The 18189-nt window shown below is 38.4% G+C and carries 14 protein-coding genes; 9 read left to right on the forward strand and 5 right to left on the reverse strand.

Annotated features, from left to right (window positions below; translation table 11 throughout):
- Window positions 1-402 precede the first annotated feature (402 nt).
- The 3 genes from CXF64_RS03210 to CXF64_RS03220 form a co-directional block, all read right to left on the reverse strand.
- Window positions 403-3324, reverse strand: a complete 2922-nt coding sequence (locus tag CXF64_RS03210) for a TonB-dependent receptor (RefSeq protein ID WP_101216254.1) — start codon at window positions 3322-3324, stop codon at window positions 403-405.
- 414 nt (window positions 3325-3738) lie between these two features.
- Window positions 3739-4437, reverse strand: coding sequence for a metallophosphoesterase (locus tag CXF64_RS03215; RefSeq protein WP_101216255.1), 699 nt, complete (start codon window positions 4435-4437; stop codon window positions 3739-3741).
- A 214-nt stretch (window positions 4438-4651) separates the two neighbouring features.
- Window positions 4652-4900 (reverse strand): YfhL family 4Fe-4S dicluster ferredoxin, encoded by a 249-nt coding sequence (locus CXF64_RS03220; RefSeq protein ID WP_101216256.1) that lies wholly within the window; start codon window positions 4898-4900, stop codon window positions 4652-4654.
- Between the two features lie 217 nt (window positions 4901-5117).
- Between CXF64_RS03220 and CXF64_RS03225 the strand changes: the two genes are divergently transcribed.
- Window positions 5118-6011 (forward strand): LysR family transcriptional regulator, encoded by an 894-nt coding sequence (locus tag CXF64_RS03225; protein WP_101216257.1) that lies wholly within the window; start codon window positions 5118-5120, stop codon window positions 6009-6011.
- 44 nt (window positions 6012-6055) lie between these two features.
- On the opposite strand, the gene CXF64_RS03230 is transcribed toward CXF64_RS03225, so the two are convergent.
- The gene (locus CXF64_RS03230) at window positions 6056-6928 is read right to left on the reverse strand and encodes a DMT family transporter (protein WP_010554966.1); all 873 of its coding nucleotides are present in this window, start codon (window positions 6926-6928) and stop codon (window positions 6056-6058) included.
- Window positions 6929-7551: 623 nt separating this feature from the next.
- Between CXF64_RS03230 and CXF64_RS03235 the strand changes: the two genes are divergently transcribed.
- The gene (locus CXF64_RS03235; RefSeq protein WP_101216258.1) at window positions 7552-7932 is read left to right on the forward strand and encodes a GreA/GreB family elongation factor; all 381 of its coding nucleotides are present in this window, start codon (window positions 7552-7554) and stop codon (window positions 7930-7932) included.
- 229 nt (window positions 7933-8161) lie between these two features.
- On the opposite strand, the gene trhP is transcribed toward CXF64_RS03235, so the two are convergent.
- Window positions 8162-9547 (reverse strand): prephenate-dependent tRNA uridine(34) hydroxylase TrhP, encoded by a 1386-nt coding sequence (gene trhP, locus CXF64_RS03240; RefSeq protein ID WP_101216259.1) that lies wholly within the window; start codon window positions 9545-9547, stop codon window positions 8162-8164.
- Window positions 9548-9947: 400 nt separating this feature from the next.
- Between trhP and CXF64_RS03245 the strand changes: the two genes are divergently transcribed.
- The 7 genes from CXF64_RS03245 (at window position 9948) to hisS (ending at window position 18175) form a co-directional block, all read left to right on the forward strand.
- Window positions 9948-10622: a DUF4760 domain-containing protein gene (locus CXF64_RS03245; protein WP_101216260.1), complete on the forward strand. Its 675-nt coding sequence runs from the start codon at window positions 9948-9950 to the stop codon at window positions 10620-10622.
- Window positions 10623-10811: 189 nt separating this feature from the next.
- Window positions 10812-11243, forward strand: coding sequence for a nucleoside-diphosphate kinase (ndk, locus tag CXF64_RS03250; protein WP_007377442.1), 432 nt, complete (start codon window positions 10812-10814; stop codon window positions 11241-11243).
- A gap of 167 nt (window positions 11244-11410) precedes the next feature.
- The gene (locus CXF64_RS03255; RefSeq protein WP_007583420.1) at window positions 11411-12541 is read left to right on the forward strand and encodes a bifunctional tRNA (adenosine(37)-C2)-methyltransferase TrmG/ribosomal RNA large subunit methyltransferase RlmN; all 1131 of its coding nucleotides are present in this window, start codon (window positions 11411-11413) and stop codon (window positions 12539-12541) included.
- A 126-nt stretch (window positions 12542-12667) separates the two neighbouring features.
- Window positions 12668-14506, forward strand: coding sequence for a type IV pilus biogenesis/stability protein PilW (gene pilW, locus CXF64_RS03260; RefSeq protein WP_101216261.1), 1839 nt, complete (start codon window positions 12668-12670; stop codon window positions 14504-14506).
- On the forward strand, window positions 14503-15372 hold the full coding sequence (locus tag CXF64_RS03265) for a RodZ domain-containing protein (protein WP_101216262.1): 870 nt from the start codon (window positions 14503-14505) through the stop codon (window positions 15370-15372). The genes pilW and CXF64_RS03265 overlap by 4 nt, the downstream gene beginning before the upstream one ends.
- A gap of 5 nt (window positions 15373-15377) precedes the next feature.
- Window positions 15378-16496 (forward strand): flavodoxin-dependent (E)-4-hydroxy-3-methylbut-2-enyl-diphosphate synthase, encoded by a 1119-nt coding sequence (gene ispG, locus CXF64_RS03270; protein WP_010554970.1) that lies wholly within the window; start codon window positions 15378-15380, stop codon window positions 16494-16496.
- Window positions 16497-16894: 398 nt separating this feature from the next.
- Window positions 16895-18175 carry a histidine--tRNA ligase gene (gene hisS, locus CXF64_RS03280; protein ID WP_024604284.1) on the forward strand — a complete coding sequence of 427 codons (1281 nt, stop codon included), beginning with the start codon at window positions 16895-16897 and terminating at the stop codon, window positions 18173-18175.
- Window positions 18176-18189 lie beyond the last annotated feature (14 nt).

The following is an 18189-nucleotide window of genomic DNA, read 5'->3' on the forward strand; positions in this document are numbered from 1 at the left end:
ACTCAAGGGATGCGAATAATACACCCTTTATTTTTTGAGTCAACACTTAGTTTTAAACTTTCTTTTGGAAGATTTAAAACCGAAGTTTTATTTAACTCTCTGAGTAGTTCGTGCCTCGCTATGCGTTGTCCGCTGCGCGTCGCCATATCCTGTCTCAGTGGGGTCGCATTATAGGGAGATTCGAGCGGGGGTCAATGTTTTATTTCAGCTTTTTGACAATTAAATGAATTTAGTATGAAAGCTATACAAATAAAGGGCTGCAGAGCTTTTTTTGCCTATTAAACAACCAACATATGAGCAGTTAAACTACGTGCATAGATAAAACTACAATATTAGGTGCGTTAGGCTAAGCCAACTACATTTTTTAGTTGGCGTTTAATAAAGTATTACGTATGCCGTTAATTAAAAACTATAATTAAAGCCTGCGTAATAGCGTCGTCCTGAATAGCTTGAATTAAGTAATCGTGCATCTGTATCATCACCTAAACGCGTTACCGATTCCGACTTAGTTAAATTAATAACAGCAGCTGTTAAGCTTAGCCCTTCATACAAATTAACCGATGCATTAACATCAACCTGTTCGTATGGATCTTGATATACATTTAACCCACTATTAATGCCTAATACTGTCTCCCCTCGTTTGTTATATGAAGCGCGCACATTAAAAGCGTCACCTTCATAATAAACAGAGGTGTTGTACTGATACTTTGCACTGCCTATTAATGCCGATTGACCAAACTCTTTACCATTTACGGTTACATCTGCTTTGTTAGTTTTGTTATAAGTGTAGTTTGCGTAAAAACCAAAACCATTATCAAACGCATGCTGAATAAATACTTCCGCGCCTTTAGATATTGCATCGGTACCATTACCTACAGTGCTATACGGAGCTATATTGATAATACCGGCATCTACTATATTATTTTTACCGGCAAAGTTTTGCTCTACATCAATTACCAGTGGCACAACAAAGTTATCTACTTTCTTATGAAAAAGTGCCAATCCAACCGCAGAACCCTTTGCATAATAATACTCAATAGATAAGTCAGCCTGCACCGATTCAAATGGCTTCAAGTTTTTATTACCACCACTGCCGCTAAAACCTGGCTGTTCATTAAATGCAGCTCTATCATTTGCCCATTCATCCGATACAAACGTAATACGCTGCTGCGCACCTAAATCGCTGTAATCAGGACGAGACATTACTTTTGCTATTGCCCCACGAATAACTAAATCGTCAGTTGCATCCCACGCTATATTAAAGCTTGGTAGTATTTGAGTGTCTTCGTTTCGTTGAGTGACTAATTGATAGTCTTCTACAAAGCGTGCGTCACCAGTTACTGGCTCGCCTGTTTCGTCATTTGTGTGATCTAATTGGTAGGTATATAAGTCAGTAGATGAAGTAAGTGTTTTTGTTTGCACAACACGCACGCCCAAATTACCTCTTACTTCACTAAACTCAAAATCGCCTTGAATATAAAAAGCAGATATTTTTTCTTCAATGTCGTAAACAAAGTTATCTTCAATACGTGTATAAGGTACATAGCTAGTAGTAACCATATCGCGATATTTATCCCAGTCGATACTTGGCATTTGGTTTATATCAAAACCCCCTACTATATTACTCTCACTAGTAAATACATTTTGAGCTAATGGCATTCCACCATTCCATTGGTGGCTGTCAAAACGCGTAATACCTTGCTCGCTTGCTTCGCCCGCAGCAATATCAAAATTAGGATCTAAAAAGAAGGTATTGCCAGTTTCACGATGAAGCGTGGAGTTACGATATTTGACACCGGTTCTAATTGTTTTTAAAAAGCCCCAATCAACATAAAGATCCACATCAGCTTGGTAATAATCTTCTTCTAACTCACTGCGTACAAAACTTGAGTTTGAAGAGCCCGCATCACGACCGCCTCCAATTCCACTTTGCAAGTTAGCTAGTGTATTAGGGTCAATATTAAGTGATACATTATTTTGGTTGAGTGACCAGCCTGCCATTTGAGCAGCATTTTGAATAGCAGTGGCGTTTTCGCCCGCGTTTGAACTTTTATATGCAGCTTCCCAGCTTTCTTCCGGCCCCCCTTCTGATTTTGTATTACCCACGACAAAACGCGCTTTAAAATTATCGCCTTCATAAGTTAAATTAAAATCAAAGGTATCAGAGGTGGATTCTTCACGTACATAACTGCCGCGCATCCACGGAAACTGCATATCACTTTCAATACCGCTTGCCATCGCATCGTATTGCATACCAGTAATAATAGTTCTCGACTCATCAAGATTTACATCAGTTAAAAAATCAGAATTTAAAGACCACTCAGGTATATCAATCACAGATTCAGTTCTGTCTTGGCCGAGTGTAAAGCCAAAGTAATTAAATCCTAGCTCTAAACGATTTGTTGGCCGCCATTGCGTACTAAATTGAATTCCTTCGCGCTCACGTTTTTCGTTAAGAACTGAACCTCGCACAACTTGTGGAAACCAAACACCATCGTAACTATTACCACCTGCATCATTAATAGTATCCCACCCATTATTGTTATCAACTGCGTTACCTTTTATATCTATAGGTTGTCCACCGCCAGTGTAGCGCCATACATTTGCATCAGTTCCGCCCGAAAGTGTCCTGTTTGTTCGTTCCTGATGGGTATAGCCAACTAATACACCAAAGTTTTCGTTGTCGTTTTTCCATGAATATAAACCCGTAAACTGCGGTTCGTACTCTTTTGTAACATCAGCGTAAGTACTCTCTACATTAAATACACCAGAGTTTGCATCCATACTCAAAGGCTTTCGGCTGTGCATTAATACAGTACCACCAACCCCTCCTTCATCTAAGCGTGCCTCTGGCGATTTATAAACCTCTACACTTTCAATCATCGAAGACGGTAACAAAGCATAATCAAACGAACGCGAAGGCTCCCCTGGAGAAGACGCAATAAAATTACCATTAAGCTGTGTAAAAGTTAGCGCCGACGACAAACCACGAATACTGACTGATGAACCTTCTCCACCGTCACGCTCAATTACCACACCAGGTACACGCTGAAGAGAGTCCGCAACGTTTTTATCAGGGAACTTCCCAATGTCTTCCGCTGTAATTGCATCAACCACAGAGCCAGACATACGTTTTACATCTAAGTTTTCGGCCATACTTGAACGGATACCACGTACTTCTATTACTTCCATATCTTTTGTGTGCTGCGAGTTTTTGTTTTCTTGCGCTGCAAAAGCATACGTAGAACCCAAAGCAGAAAAAATTGATACATAAAGTGACGACTTACAAAACGTTGGGAAAGGGTATATGCTTGCTAATATCATGTGAGAGGCTGTTCCATTTAAATCTGCTCATAAAACCTAAAGCGAGAAGTTAGTCCTTTTACGTAAATTATTCACGTAATGGCAAAAATTGTTCCCAATTCTACACAGCCAAACTTAACCGTTTGTTAACCAAGAATATTAAATTAAATAAACGTCTCTTTTAACTGTATTTATACCTATTAAATGAAAGTTAAAACCCAGCCCACACATCAAATCCGCTCTCAATTAACAAACTAAGAGCGGCTTTGTGGTATTTAATAGCTTAATGAAATAATTACAGTGCAAAAATCATCATAAAGTGTATACAAAAAAACGAAGGGGATAATTAGATGTGGTAGTCAGCAGTTTATACTTTAAAAAGCAAAACTGCCGGATGATATTTGAAAGAAGTAACAATTGCTAAATAGCGCTTGGTTAATCAAGCGTAGCAATAACCTCTGAAAGCTCGAGTAATGTCGGCTTTCCACCATAATAATTGGTATCTATATGATAGCTATTACCCACCCAGAAAGGTGCTTTAGTTGAGTTATGTCCATGTATTGAAAAGTCGACTCCATGACTTTTAACTACCTTATTTTGTTTAACTACTTCGCGATCCCACAATAAAGATTGCACAATCAACGATTTATCATCAGGATAATTTTCCCAATCCCACGATTGTGCAAATGTATGAGACAACCCAACTTTATAACCGCGATATTCAAGTACTATTGAAAGCGGTTTAGTTAGTAACTCATCGCACATAACATTGAGCTTTTCACTCGATACCGACTTGTGCCAATTGCCACCATTGTCAGTCCATAATTTAAAAGCCGCTTCATCATTACTTAATAATGATTCCAACATTAAATGCTCATGATTACCTAATATCATACATGCCCTAATGGCTTGTAAGTATGTAAATAAGTCATATGTTTTATCCCCGCGATCAACAAAGTCGCCTAGGCAAAACAAAGTATCTCTTTCAGGGTTAAAATTTACGTTATTAAGTGCGCTTTTTAAGGCAGGTAAATCACCATCAAGATCGCCAATTACAAATACTCGGCACTCATCATTAATAAATATTGCTTGTTTTGAAGATACAGCCTGAATAGCGTTAATACCTATATGCAAAATAGACTCCTATAGAATGCAATCTAAAACTTAGATTAATACTTGAGTTTATAAAGCCTTAAGATAACACAATATAATTGATAATTAATGAAGGTAATAAAATTTGATTGAAACTAAAAATGTATGACAGCGGACTTTAACTACAAGCTAAATAAGTAATGTAGATAGTTTTTAGCCAATAGTAAAAAGCGGCTTAGCAAAATACCTGAACAAGTTATAAGTTCGTTAGCAGCACAAACTTATCAGCCAGCTCATCTAAACTTTCACGCTTATTAGGATCGGGCTTTATACAGTCAATTGGACATACACTTACACAAGTAGGTTTATCATAATGCCCTACACACTCAGTACATTTACTAGCATCTATTTGGTATATCTTCGCGCCCATATAAATAGCCTCATTAGGGCACTCTGGGTCACACATATCGCAGTTAATGCATTTTTTATTTATGAGTAGAGCCACTTTTTAGCCTTTCTAATTAAAGTCCTATAAAACAAAAAATGAAAAAATAGAACATTTACTGCTTTATTTTAAATTATATGATTAACAGCGTTAAATTATGCATTTTATTGACTTTTTCTTTGTTGATCTTTATCAATAAAAACTTCTGGCTTCTCTAATGAAATTTTAAAGCGTCGCTGTTAATATTGCCTATATCCTAAACAATAAAGTAGTTCTGATGGCAGCTAATTATTCTCTCGATGATTTACGTTACTTTTGCACCATAGTAAAATTAGGTAGCTTTAAAAAAGCATCAATAAGCCTTGATATGTCACTATCAACTTTAAGCCGTAGAATACGTTTATTAGAGCAAGCTCTGCAATTAACGTTACTAAATCGAGATGCCCATCGAGTTACACTTACGCATACTGGCGAATTATATTACGATCGCTATCGTAAACTGTTTGATGAAGTAGAGTGTATAGAGCAAGCACTTTGTGATGAGAAAGACCAACCTAAAGGGAAAATTAGGATCTGCGCACCCATTTACATGGGTAAACATTTTTTAAGTGCTATTTTTTGTAATTTTTTACTGCAGTATCCAGATATTCAACTAGATTTACGCTTTTCAAATAACCTTATTGATATTGAAAAAGAAGGGATTGATATAGCGTTTAGAGTAAGAAATCCTGCCATTGATAATTGGGTTATTAGGGAGCTTAAGCTTACTCACAATATATTATGTACTCATTTAGACTATGATTATCAATCCATCACTCATCCTGAGCAATTAGAAGAGCAACCAAAAGTTACGTGCGTTGGGTTGGTACCGTGGCAATTAAAAAATCAGCAAACGAGTGAAGAGTACAGTTTTAATCCAAACAAACATGTTCGATTAGAAGTTGATGAAATTCAAATGATGAAACAAGCCGTTGAATCTGGTGTGGGTATTAGCTATATCCCTGATTATATAGCATTACCACTTATTGAAGCCGGAAAGCTTAAACGCATTCTTTCTGACTGGCAAAGTAAAGGGCAGCCATTTTCTATGCTTTATCGCGACAGAAAACAAATCCCTTATCGAGTGCGATTACTTATAGAGTATACACTGCAACACTTTACTAATGTGTAGCAGTGTAGGCTTTTCACAGCAAAGTAATTAAGCTAATTCATCTTTTAAAAACTAAGCCTTAGTACGATTACACCTAAAAATGCCGTTGTTAATCCTATAACTTCTTGGCGTGTAAAAGACTCTTTTAGAATGATGCGTGAGTACAGCAAAATAATTAAAATATTCATACCTGAAATCGCTGAAACTAGCCCTGTATTACCAATAGCAAAAGCCGATATTATAGCAACCATGCCAGCCACATTAGTTAAACCAATAAGTAACCCGCACGAAAATGTTTTACCGGCAGACCAATACGCTTGAGAAGAGCCTTGCTCTGCTAGCATTTTTTTACGCTTTACTAACCAACTAACGGCAAAAAGAAAGCTACCAAAACCAAACATAGACGTTAAAGTTGCAAACGTATCCGCCTCAAGAAGCGTTGATTGCTTCCCCATTAAATCATTAAATGCAAAGGACAGTGCCGCGAGTAATCCCCATTGCGCACCTTGTAAATTACTTAATGAGATATCGCTGGAATAGCGAATAATATAAAGACCGCCAAAAATAATAAAAAAGCCGATTAATTGAATAACAGTTAAGGTTTCTTGCCATAATAAAAAGGCAAATAAAAGCACAAATAAAGGCGTTAACCCCGACAGAATACTAATTAAAGACGCTTTCCCAACCGAAAACCCTTTGTGCAAAAACCCATTAGCCGCAAAAGATCCAAAACCTAAAGCGAGCCCAACCGTAATGTCAGCCCAGCCGTACCATGTGTGTTCAAATATTACAGTACCTAGCGCGCTAATTATGAACCCTACAAAAAAAACACCGAATAATAATAGATTACGATTAATCTTTTTTTGTGACGTCCATTGGTACATTATTCCTCGCGCACCAAAAAAAACAGTGGCAAGTAATGCAAAAATTATCCACATATAAATGAGACCCTTTATAATTTACTTTGATAAACCCGAATAAGAAGTGGTTATTTAACATTGTTGAATGCAATGACTATTACATAAAGGTTCAGCTGTAAAACACGTAGCCACTACAAAAGCGTTACCCGATACCTAGCTTCTACTCTATAAAATAAGTAGCTTAAGCTTCAAAAAATAAAATACTAGCCACACAATTACACATTAATAAACAACATCAGTATATTCAATCTATAAATATTATAAATAGGCATAAGTGGTACTATAGATCCCATAAATAGCACTTAACTATTTAGTCGCTTAGCTTCAATCACATAGTGAGCAACTAACACACAGAAATAACAACAATTTAGTGAAAAAAAACGAATTTATAAAAACATAAAAAACAGTTTTAAACTGTCATTTTATCGCCAATATATTTTTAACCTAAAACTCAATTGACTTTATTTTTAAACTCAATATGATTGATTTAAACAAAGAGGATAATATGTTTACTTTAATCACATACCTGCTAAAAACAAATACCACCTTCGGAATTTAAGCCGAGTGTAACCCTTACACTCGGCAGTTACACTGTACCTTTATATATTTAAATTCGATTTAGTTTTTGTGGGGATTAGTCCGTGCTTTCTTTTCTGTTCGAGCGTAAAAAACCTTTCCTGTCTAAAAATGACTTCACAGACGCAGCGGTACTATTACAACCGCTGAAGCTTGCGTATTTACTACAAGAAGTCGAGTATTCACAGCGGCCTTGGTCAAAATTCAATCCGCATGTACAAATTAATAGCACGGTGGTTATTAAAAATATAACCACCGGTTTTAAGCGCCGTATAACTTTAGTGCCTCCAAACCAACGAAGGCACTTTATTAATGACGTATCATTTCACTCTCCTCTTGGGGTCGCTCTTTTAGGGCATAAAATAAATCATATTATTGAATATAAAGAAGCTGGGGAATCCCACCTTTGGGAAATAATAGCCATTAATATTAAGGAGGAAATATAGAGTAAATTATTTCAATTTTTATTTATTAATTTTATATATTTAATTGGAGTTATTTGTAATGAGTAAAGAAAAACCTAAAAAACATGCAAGCAAAACATTAAAACAAAAACGTAAAGAGCGAAGAGATAAGCTAAAGCAACTTGAAAAATAATTAATATTATTTAAATAAAGTCGTAAACTCGGGGTTTTATAACCCCGAGTTTTTTGAAAAAACTATATTCAGCTGTAGCTAAACAGCTTGTTTAAATGGATTACGAGTATCTTGATGCTCATCAAGATTACGCATTAAAATAGCGTGCGCTAAGTTAATTGCTTCATTTAGCAGTATTTTTACAATGTGACCGGAGCCTTTAGCATCGCTAATACTTTCGCCCTTTTTGTTTTCCATATATTCAAGCTTAAAAGTAAAGTTACCTTGTGGTGTCATAAGCTCTAAAGAGTGGCCTGTACAAAATTTATTTTTAACGTCTATTTCAACTAATCCATTTTCGCAGCGCCCAAGTACTTCACCCACAAATTGCTGTTTAGTTGATACAGAATGACCGTACTCATAGTTTTGATAATCTTGATGAGCGTGGCGTTTTAAAAAGCCTTCGGTATAACCACGATGCGCTAAATTCTCAAGCGTTTTAAATAAGTTAGTATCAAATGGTTTACACGCAGCTGCGTCGTCTATTGCTTTGCGATAAACTTGTGCTGTGCGCGCTACATAATAAAATGACTTAGTACGCCCTTCTATTTTTAAACTATGTACCCCCATTTTTGTTAACTGCTCTACGTATTGCACTGCGCGTAAATCTTTTGAGTTCATAATATACGTGCCGTGTTCATCCTCAAACGCAGGCATATACTCACCAGGGCGACCTTGTTCCTCTAGCATAAATACATCGTTACTTGGCGCGCCTTCACCCAGAGTAGGAATCACCTGTTTGGGGTCAATTTTATGCACCATTTCGCCAGTTTCGTTCTCAACACCAGGCTTTACATCGTAATCCCAGCGACATGCATTAGTACATGTGCCTTGATTTGGATCGCGCTTGTTTATATAACCAGAGAGTAAACAACGCCCCGAATACGCCATACACAGTGCGCCATGTACAAACACTTCAAGTTGGGTGTCTGGGCAGAGTGTGCGTATTTCAGTTATTTCTTCGAGCGACAGCTCCCGCGATAAAATAACGCGTTCAATTCCCTGCTTTGCCCAAAATTGTACACTCGCGTAATTTACCGCATTTGCTTGTACCGATAAGTGAATTGGCATGGCAGGCCACTTTTCACGAACAAGCATAATCAAACCAGGGTCTGACATAATCAGCGCATCGGGCTGCATCGCAATAACAGGTTCTATATCACGTAAATACGATTTAACTTTGGCATTATGCGGCGCAATATTAGACACCACATAAAACTTTTTATTTTGCGCATGGGCTTCACTAATGCCGACTTGCAGAGTGTCTAGGTCAAACTCATTATTACGCACACGCAAACTATAACGAGGCTGCCCCGCATAAACCGCATCTGCGCCATAAGCAAACGCGTAGCGCATGTTTTTTAAACTGCCTGCGGGGCATAACAGTTCAGGTATAAAAGAAGTTAAAGAAGAAACAGTTGGCATGTGCGCTCCATACATCGAACCGAGTATAAGTCGGTTGCATGATTAATTAATTTACAAGCGCGGCATTATAAGAGGCTTTTTATTAACTATTTTGATCAAAGTCAATATTGTCCATTTTTTCAAGATAGAAAAAAGGATAGGTTGCCTACTGAACTAATCGTTAGACCTTCTTAAAAATACCTGCCGGTCTTTTCTAGTAATGGTTGATTTCAACTAATTTATTAGCCATACTTGCGCTTATTACCAACTGTAGACAACAGTATTCGGTAACTATAGGAGAGTTAAAATGTTAATTTCAAAACATAACCCTGAAGAAGAGAAGTGGACTTAAATCCCACATAGCGATTAAAAATAAGAGGCTTAGCCTCTTATTTTGCCTTAAACGGAGCAACTGTAGCTGATGGTCAGGCCTTTTTATATATTTTCATTTGCCCTAGCTTCCTTAATTCTACTAACATATATATTCACAATACCCGCTCCGATTATAGCTTCTATAATCGCCTCAATAGTTGCTATATTAGGCTTCACGCTTCAAAAACATATCTCAAGAGAGAAGAACTCTTTGGATTTTGAGGCATCTTATAAGCACAATAAAAAAATAGTCAAAGCTTTCCGTGCCACCAAGGAGCTGAGAACAGCAAAAAAGCTACCTATAAGCAAATACATTCAACTTTCAGACAATCTAGACTTATTACTAAACGAGTGGGAAAGTGTAGCAAATGGTATTTTAGCCAAAACTTTTGATGAAAAACTCTTATACCGAGCATACGGTTCAACCATCATAAACATGTATGACTCATTTCAACCTTACATAATATATTCGCAACAAGAAAATCCAAAATACTTTATTATGTTTACTAGATTGGCCATAAAATGGAAAGTTAGGAGGTTAAAAGAAAAGGCAATTCAATCAAACTTATTGCACTCAAGTTTAAAAGAACTACACACTGCAGCTACAAACTTGAACCTGACATTAAATAAAAACTATCCTTACAACCCCTGTAAGAAACAAGCCATAAAAGAGCTACAAAAAAGAGAACAAGAACTAATTAAAACAATTAAGACTTTGAATTAAAGTTCTAAATGCCCGCTTTAGGATTCTTAATTGGTGTCTTACAAAGCTTTATTTAAAACCGGCATATACCTACATCACAAAACGGCAACCAAACTGGTTTTTAATAAAATTAGGATTTTTCACTTAAAACGCGTATAATCCGCGCCCGTTAATATTCACACTTTTACTTAAAATTATTGGAGCATAAAGATGGCTTTAGAACGTACTTTTTCAATCGTAAAACCTGATGCAGTTGCTAAAAACCACATTGGCGCTATCTACAACCGTTTCGAATCTGCTGGCCTTAAAATCGTTGCAGCTAAAATGGTTCACCTTTCACAAGAGAAAGCTGAAGGTTTCTACGCTGAACATAGCGAACGTCCTTTCTTCGGTGCTTTAGTATCTTTCATGACATCTGGTCCAGTAATGGTTACAGTTCTTGAAGGCGAAAACGCTGTTCTTAAAAACCGTGAAATCATGGGTGCTACTAACCCTGCTGAAGCACTAGCTGGTACTTTACGTGCAGACTACGCTGATAGCATCGACGAAAATGCTGTTCACGGTTCTGACGCTGTTGAATCTGCTGCTCGCGAAATCGCGTACTTCTTCGCTGACGAAGAGCTTTGTTCACGTACTCGTTAATTCGAATTCGTTAACATATTGAAAAGGGCTTTCGGGCCCTTTTTTAGTCATTACGTAAAGTATTAATCAGAAACTCATGATGTTTTACTTAATGAATAAAGTGAGTGAATTGTGTACAATTCGTCCTCGTAAATTTTATCTCCACCGTCACCGATTGAGGTTGTTTCATGACCGAGCAAAAAAAGATTAACTTATTAGATTTAAACCGAGAAGCAATGCGCGAGCTATTTGCATCGTTCGGTGAAAAGCCGTTTCGTAGTGACCAGGTGATGAAATGGATTTATCATTTTGGCGTAGATAACTTCGACGATATGAGCAACGTAAACAAAAAGCTTAAAGAAAAACTTAAAGCTGAGTGCGAAATTGTAGCGCCAGAAATTACCGTTCGCCAACAAGCAAGCGACGGTACTATTAAGTACGCACTTATTCTGGAAGGCGGCCAAGAAGTAGAAGCCGTTTGGATCCCTGAAAAAGAGCGCGCTACGTTATGTGTATCATCACAAGTGGGTTGTGCTCTTGAGTGTACTTTTTGTTCTACTGCTCAACAAGGCTTTAACCGTAACTTAAAAGTATCTGAAATTATTGGTCAAGTTTGGCGTGTAGCTAAAGATATAGGCCTTGATGGCCATAGCGAAAAGCGCCCAGTAACTAACGTTGTAATGATGGGTATGGGCGAGCCTTTACTTAATCTTAAAAACGTAGTGCCAGCAATGGAACTAATGATGGATGATTGGGGCTTTGGTTTATCTAAGCGCCGCGTAACATTAAGTACTTCAGGCGTTGTACCTGCACTTGATTTACTAAAAGAGAAAATTGACGTAGCACTGGCTATTTCACTTCACGCACCCGATAACGCGCTGCGTGACATTTTAGTGCCAGTTAATAAAAAGTACCCTATTGAAGAGTTTTTAGCCTCATGTCGTCGTTATATCGATGGCTCAAAAGCAAATAAAGATGTAACGGTTGAATACGTTATGCTTAACGGTATTAACGACAGCACCGATCAGGCGCATGCATTAGTGCAAACGTTAAAAGGCACACCTTGTAAGGTAAACCTTATTCCGTTTAACCCATTCCCGGGTAATGAATACACGCGCTCAAGCAATAGCCGTATTGACCGTTTTTCAAAAGTATTACAAGCAGCAGGCGTTACCTGTATTGTTCGTCGTACTCGCGGTGACGATATTGACGCTGCTTGCGGACAGTTAGTAGGTGACGTAGTTGACCGTACTAAACGTTTAGCTAAAAAGAAAATGCGTGACGATAACGCAATTAGCGTTAATATCCACCAAGCATAATCTGTAGCCACCCTATGTGAATTAGTCATGTAGGGTGGTTAAGTTGTTTATTTTTAAATAAATGATGCAAGACTAAAGGTTTTAGGTAAGATAGGCGCCATGGACTAAAAATAAAGAGATAAGGTAATGCGATCTATACTTGCTATAACACTATCAACACTTGCCTTAAGTGGCTGTGTTAGCGAAAGTAGTTATAACGGCAGTAATAAGCCCGTCGTCGAAAATAAAATTAATAATACTGGCGCAGCACGAACACGAATTGCTTTAGCCTTACAGTATTTAAAAACGGGTAATAACTCTCAAGCCAAATACAATTTAGAACGTGCAGCTGCATTCGCTCCTGACCTACCTGAAGTACATTACTCTCTTGCTTATTACTATCAACAAGTAGGCGAAAACCCGCTAGCTGATAAAGCCTACCAAAAAGCACTCGAAATAAAGCCTGACGACCCTAATACCCTTAATAACTACGGTGTGTTTTTATGTGGCATTGATGAATACGATCGTGCAACTGATCAATTTTTAAAAGCCATTGAAGTACCAAGCTATATTCGCGTTGCCGAAAGTTACGAAAATTTAGCCTTGTGTGCTATTGAATTTGATGATTTTGAAAATGCAGAAAGTTACTTTCAACAGGCACTTAATCACAGCTCTCAGCGTACATCTACGTTAATTAGTTTAGCAGCGCTGTATTACGCAAAAAGTGACTTATACAAAGCCAGTGAACTTTTAAAACGCTACGAAAGCACAGGTCGAGTATCTTCTCGCGCATTAATGCTTAGCTACCTTGTAAAAAACAGAATGGGCAGAATAGAAGAGGCTGAAAAAATTTCCAGCACTATTTTACAAACTTACTCTAGCAGTAACGAAGCCTATGCATTAAAAGAGAAAAGAACACGTTTTAATGAGTTTGAAATACTGCGAGAAAAATACCGTAAAGCGCAGTTAAAAGAACTAAAAAATGACGAAAGCGGCGCGCACGTTAGTTCAAAACCAAAAATAAAAGTAATCAGAAAGAAACGTTCACCACAAGACGGTTCAACAAGCTTGGTAACAAACGACGAGCAAAAAACAGATAAAAAGATCGCAATAGCAAATAACCAAGATGTAAATCCAGTTATAGTAAGAGAAAAGCAAGCTAAGGCGGTACAAAACACGGTCAGTAAGCAAGCCGATGAAACAGCCGTAATAGCAAAACAAATAACAACTCAAAAAGAAGAAGTTCCTAAAGTCGTAGCGCCAAGCAACCCTACCGATACATCGGCTGTTATGCTTGCACTTACTACTGAGCACGACTCTGCAGATTCCGTAGTAGCTGCACCTAAAAAAGCTAAGCCCGTTTACGAACCTCAAAAAGAAGCTATAGCAGCAAAGCAACCAACTAAAGCTGATGACGAAGTTACAATAATTTCGTTTGGCGCACCTAAAACAGGCCAGTTTAATTCGCAGCAAACTAGTAACTATAGTAATTCAGTTCCTGCAGTTACCGCTCAAAAAAATAGTAGTGACGTGGTATTCTACGAAGCGACTAAAAATACAACTGTATTTGAAAATAGCAGCTATCAAAATGATGCAGATATTGAATTTAAAAGTTACGAAGCAGTACAAAAAACAGAGCTCCCAATGCTTAACCCTAAAGTATCGCCTTTACGCGTGCCATTTCACGTAATTGCTGTTGGCGAAAACCTATTTAGCATTTCGGTGCGATACAATGTTAAACTACAAAAGCTCCTGCAATGGAATGGTCTAAAAGAGTCGGATCGGGTAATGAATGGAAGTAAAATATACCTAAACGATCCAAATATTTATTACGAAATTAAAGCTGGTGATTCCCTTTACGATATAGCTACCCAGCGGCATGTATTAATTGATGAATTAATGCGATGGAATAAATTAAGTCCTGATATAGCACTAAAACCAGGGCACAAACTTTTACTAGTGGATCCAGACTCATACACATTATGAATGAAGAAAATACGCAAACACAGAGCGAACAGCCAACTGTAGGCCAGATATTAAAAAATCACAGAGAACAAGCGAACGTTAGCATAGCGACTATTGCTGCACCGTTAAAGCTGTCTGAACTTCAAATTAAACGCCTTGAAAATGATGAATTTACATTACTCGGCCCTATTACTTTTGTTAAAGGCTATATAAAAAACTATTGCCGTGAATTAAAAGTAGATAGCGCACCTATTTTAGCAATGATGCCAGCCCCACCAGAGCCGGCTAAACCCGCTAATATGCAGAGTTTTTCACGCCGTACAGAAAAAGAAGCAAACGACAGTCGTTTAATGTTTTTTAGCTATTTAATTTTAGCGATTGTTATTGGCTCATCTGCTTTATGGTTTTGGCAAAACGCGACACCTATTGAAGAGCAAACGAGTAACATAAACGTTGCCAACTCAAAAATGAGCGAGCGCCAAGCCGCTCAACCCAGTATTTCAGAGCAACAGCAACAAGCCGAAATTGACGATGAATCATTATTAGAATCACAAAGCACGTCTAGTGAAACATCAACAAGCCCAGAAATAGTTAAAGAAACGGCTCCTATTGCTTCTAACAGCGCAAGTCAAGAAGATGCTAGCAGTACAATTGTCATGAACTTTAATGGCGAAAGTTGGGTTGAAATTTACGACGGCGAAGGCGAAAAAATAGCATTCGGCGTTAAAAAAGCAGGCTACATTATGACCGTAAGCGGTACGCCTCCTTTTTCAGTTGTGCTTGGTAAGCATGACGCTGTAGACATTACTTTAAACGGTGAACCTGTAGATGTTTCTGCATTTCCTCAAAACCGTTTAGCCAAATTTACATTACCACTAGCAGAGTAGTCGCTATGTTTTCAGAATCTCCAATTAAACGCAGAAAATCCACCCGAATCAATGTAGGTAACGTCCCTATTGGTGATGGTGCCCCTATTGCAGTGCAATCAATGACCAACACCGACACCATGGATGTTGATGCAACTGTTGCACAAATACAGGCAATACAAGATGCAGGTGCCGACATAGTCCGTGTATCAGTACCAACAATGGATGCAGCCGAAGCGTTTAAAAGTATAAAAGAGCAAGTAACGATTCCGCTAGTTGCAGATATTCATTTTGATTATCGTATTGCCTTAAAAGTAGCAAAATACGGTGTAGATTGCCTGCGTATAAACCCGGGTAATATAGGTAGTGAAGAGCGTATTAGAGCCGTAGTAGACTCAGCACGCGAGCACAACATTCCTATTCGTATTGGTGTAAATGGCGGTTCACTAGAGCGCGACTTACAAGAAAAATACGGCGAACCAACACCAGAAGCCTTATTAGAATCAGCAATGCGCCATGTAGATATATTGCGCCGCCTTGATTTTGACCAATTTAAAATATCAGTAAAAGCGTCTGACGTATTTTTAGCTGTAGGTGCATATCGCTTACTCGCTAAAGAAATAGACCAACCACTGCATTTAGGTATTACCGAAGCGGGCGGCATGCGCTCAGGCTCTGTTAAATCTGCAGTAGGTTTAGGTATGCTTCTTGCCGAAGGTATTGGCGATACCCTGCGTGTATCACTTGCTGCCGACCCGGTACAAGAAATTAAAGTAGGCTTTGATATCTTAAATTCATTGCGCATTCGTTCGCGTGGAATTAACTTTATTGCCTGCCCTAGCTGCTCACGCCAAGAGTTTGATGTAGTAAGCACCATGAACCAACTTGAAGAGCGCTTAGAGGATATTATCGAACCTATGTCAGTTTCGGTAATTGGTTGCGTTGTAAATGGACCAGGTGAAGCGCTTGTGAGTGATATAGGGCTTGCCGGTGCAAATCGTCGTTCTGGTTTGTATATAAATGGCGAACGCCAAAAAGCGCGCATTGATAACAACAACATTGTTGACCAGCTTGAAGGTTATGTACGCGACTTTATAGAGAAAAAGCAGAACCAAACACCGATTGACATAAAAATAGTCGAATAAATACCGTTTAAGGTGGCAAACCCCGTGGTTTGCCGTTTACCTTTATAGCTAGTGGATACCCAAACGACCCCAAGATACAGAATTCAGCGTTTCACAGGCTCTTAATATCAAGGCGTTACTTTGCAAGAATGGCAATCCCTTTTAAAAAGTAACAACGATGAGAGTAAGTGTCTGTGAACCGCCCAACGGGTTGGTTTAAAAGCGATTTATACTGCGTTATTGATTTTAACAATAGAACCACTATTACTTTCAATCAATGCCTTGCCTAAATCGCTTTTAATTCCAACTGAAACTCGCATCATGGGGTCATTTGGGTATATAATGACGGGTCAATTTTTAGCATTCTTGTTGTGTAAGCATTTTTCATTACACAAAAAAACAGCATTTAGGATTTATCAGTGGCAAAACAAATTCAGGCAGTTCGCGGTATGAACGATTGTCTGCCGGGCGATACACAAGTTTGGCAGAAAGTAGAAAACATTTTACGCGAGACAGTAGCATCGTTCGGTTATCAAGAAATTCGTTTTCCTATTGTAGAATCAACCGACTTATTTAAACGCTCTATTGGTGAAGTTACCGATATAGTAGAAAAAGAAATGTACACCTTTGCCGATCGCAATGGCGACTTATTAACACTTCGCCCAGAAGGCACCGCAGTATGCGTACGTGCTGGCAACCAAAATGGCTTACTATATAATCAAGAACAACGCCTTTGGTACATGGGTCCAATGTTTCGTCACGAGCGTCCGCAAAAAGGTCGTTACCGTCAGTTTCACCAATTTGGTTTAGAAACATTTGGTATTGCTACAGCAGATATAGACGCAGAAGTTATTTTATTAACAGCGCAACTATGGGAAGCTTTTGGTATTACTGAGCACGTTCGTTTGGAGCTAAATTCTTTAGGGTCTAACGAAGCGCGTGCAGATTACCGTGATGCGTTAGTAGCCTACCTTGAGCAACACATTGATGTGCTTGATGAAGACTCAAAACGTCGTATGTATTCAAACCCATTACGCGTACTTGATAGCAAAAACCCAGACGTACAAGCAATTTTAACTGATGCGCCTAAATTGTCTGAAAATTTAGATGCTGAATCAAAAGAACATTTTGCAAATTTATGTGAACGTTTAGACGCTGCTGGCGTCTCATATACGGTTAATGAAAAGTTAGTACGTGGTTTAGACTACTACAACCGCACTGTATTTGAATGGGTAACCGACAGTTTAGGTGCACAAGGCACTGTATGTGCTGGCGGACGTTACGATGGCTTAGTTGAACAACTTGGCGGCAAAGCAACGCCAGCAGTTGGTTTTGCAATGGGTCTAGAGCGCTTAGTATTATTACTACAAGCACTTGAGTGTGTAGGTGACATTCGTCGTAATGCTGATGTATATTTAGCAGCAATGGGCGACAAAGCAAGCATTCAAGCTCCTGCAATTGCAGCGCAACTACGTAAAGACGTACCGGGTTTACGCGTTATGGTACATGCGGGCGGCGGCAACTTTAAAAAACAATTAAAACGTGCTGATAAAAGCGATGCACTTGTTGCAGTGATTATTGGTGAAGATGAATTAGAAAAAGGCGTTGTGACCATCAAGTATTTACGCGAGCGTAAAGAACAAGTCACATTAGAATTAGAACAAGCTAAAGCGCTATTAGCTGAGCTTATTAACGGCTAAGCGAACATTAGAGG

The organism is Pseudoalteromonas sp. GutCa3 (assembly GCF_002836155.1).
Classification (GTDB): Bacteria; Pseudomonadota; Gammaproteobacteria; order Enterobacterales; family Alteromonadaceae; genus Pseudoalteromonas; species Pseudoalteromonas arctica.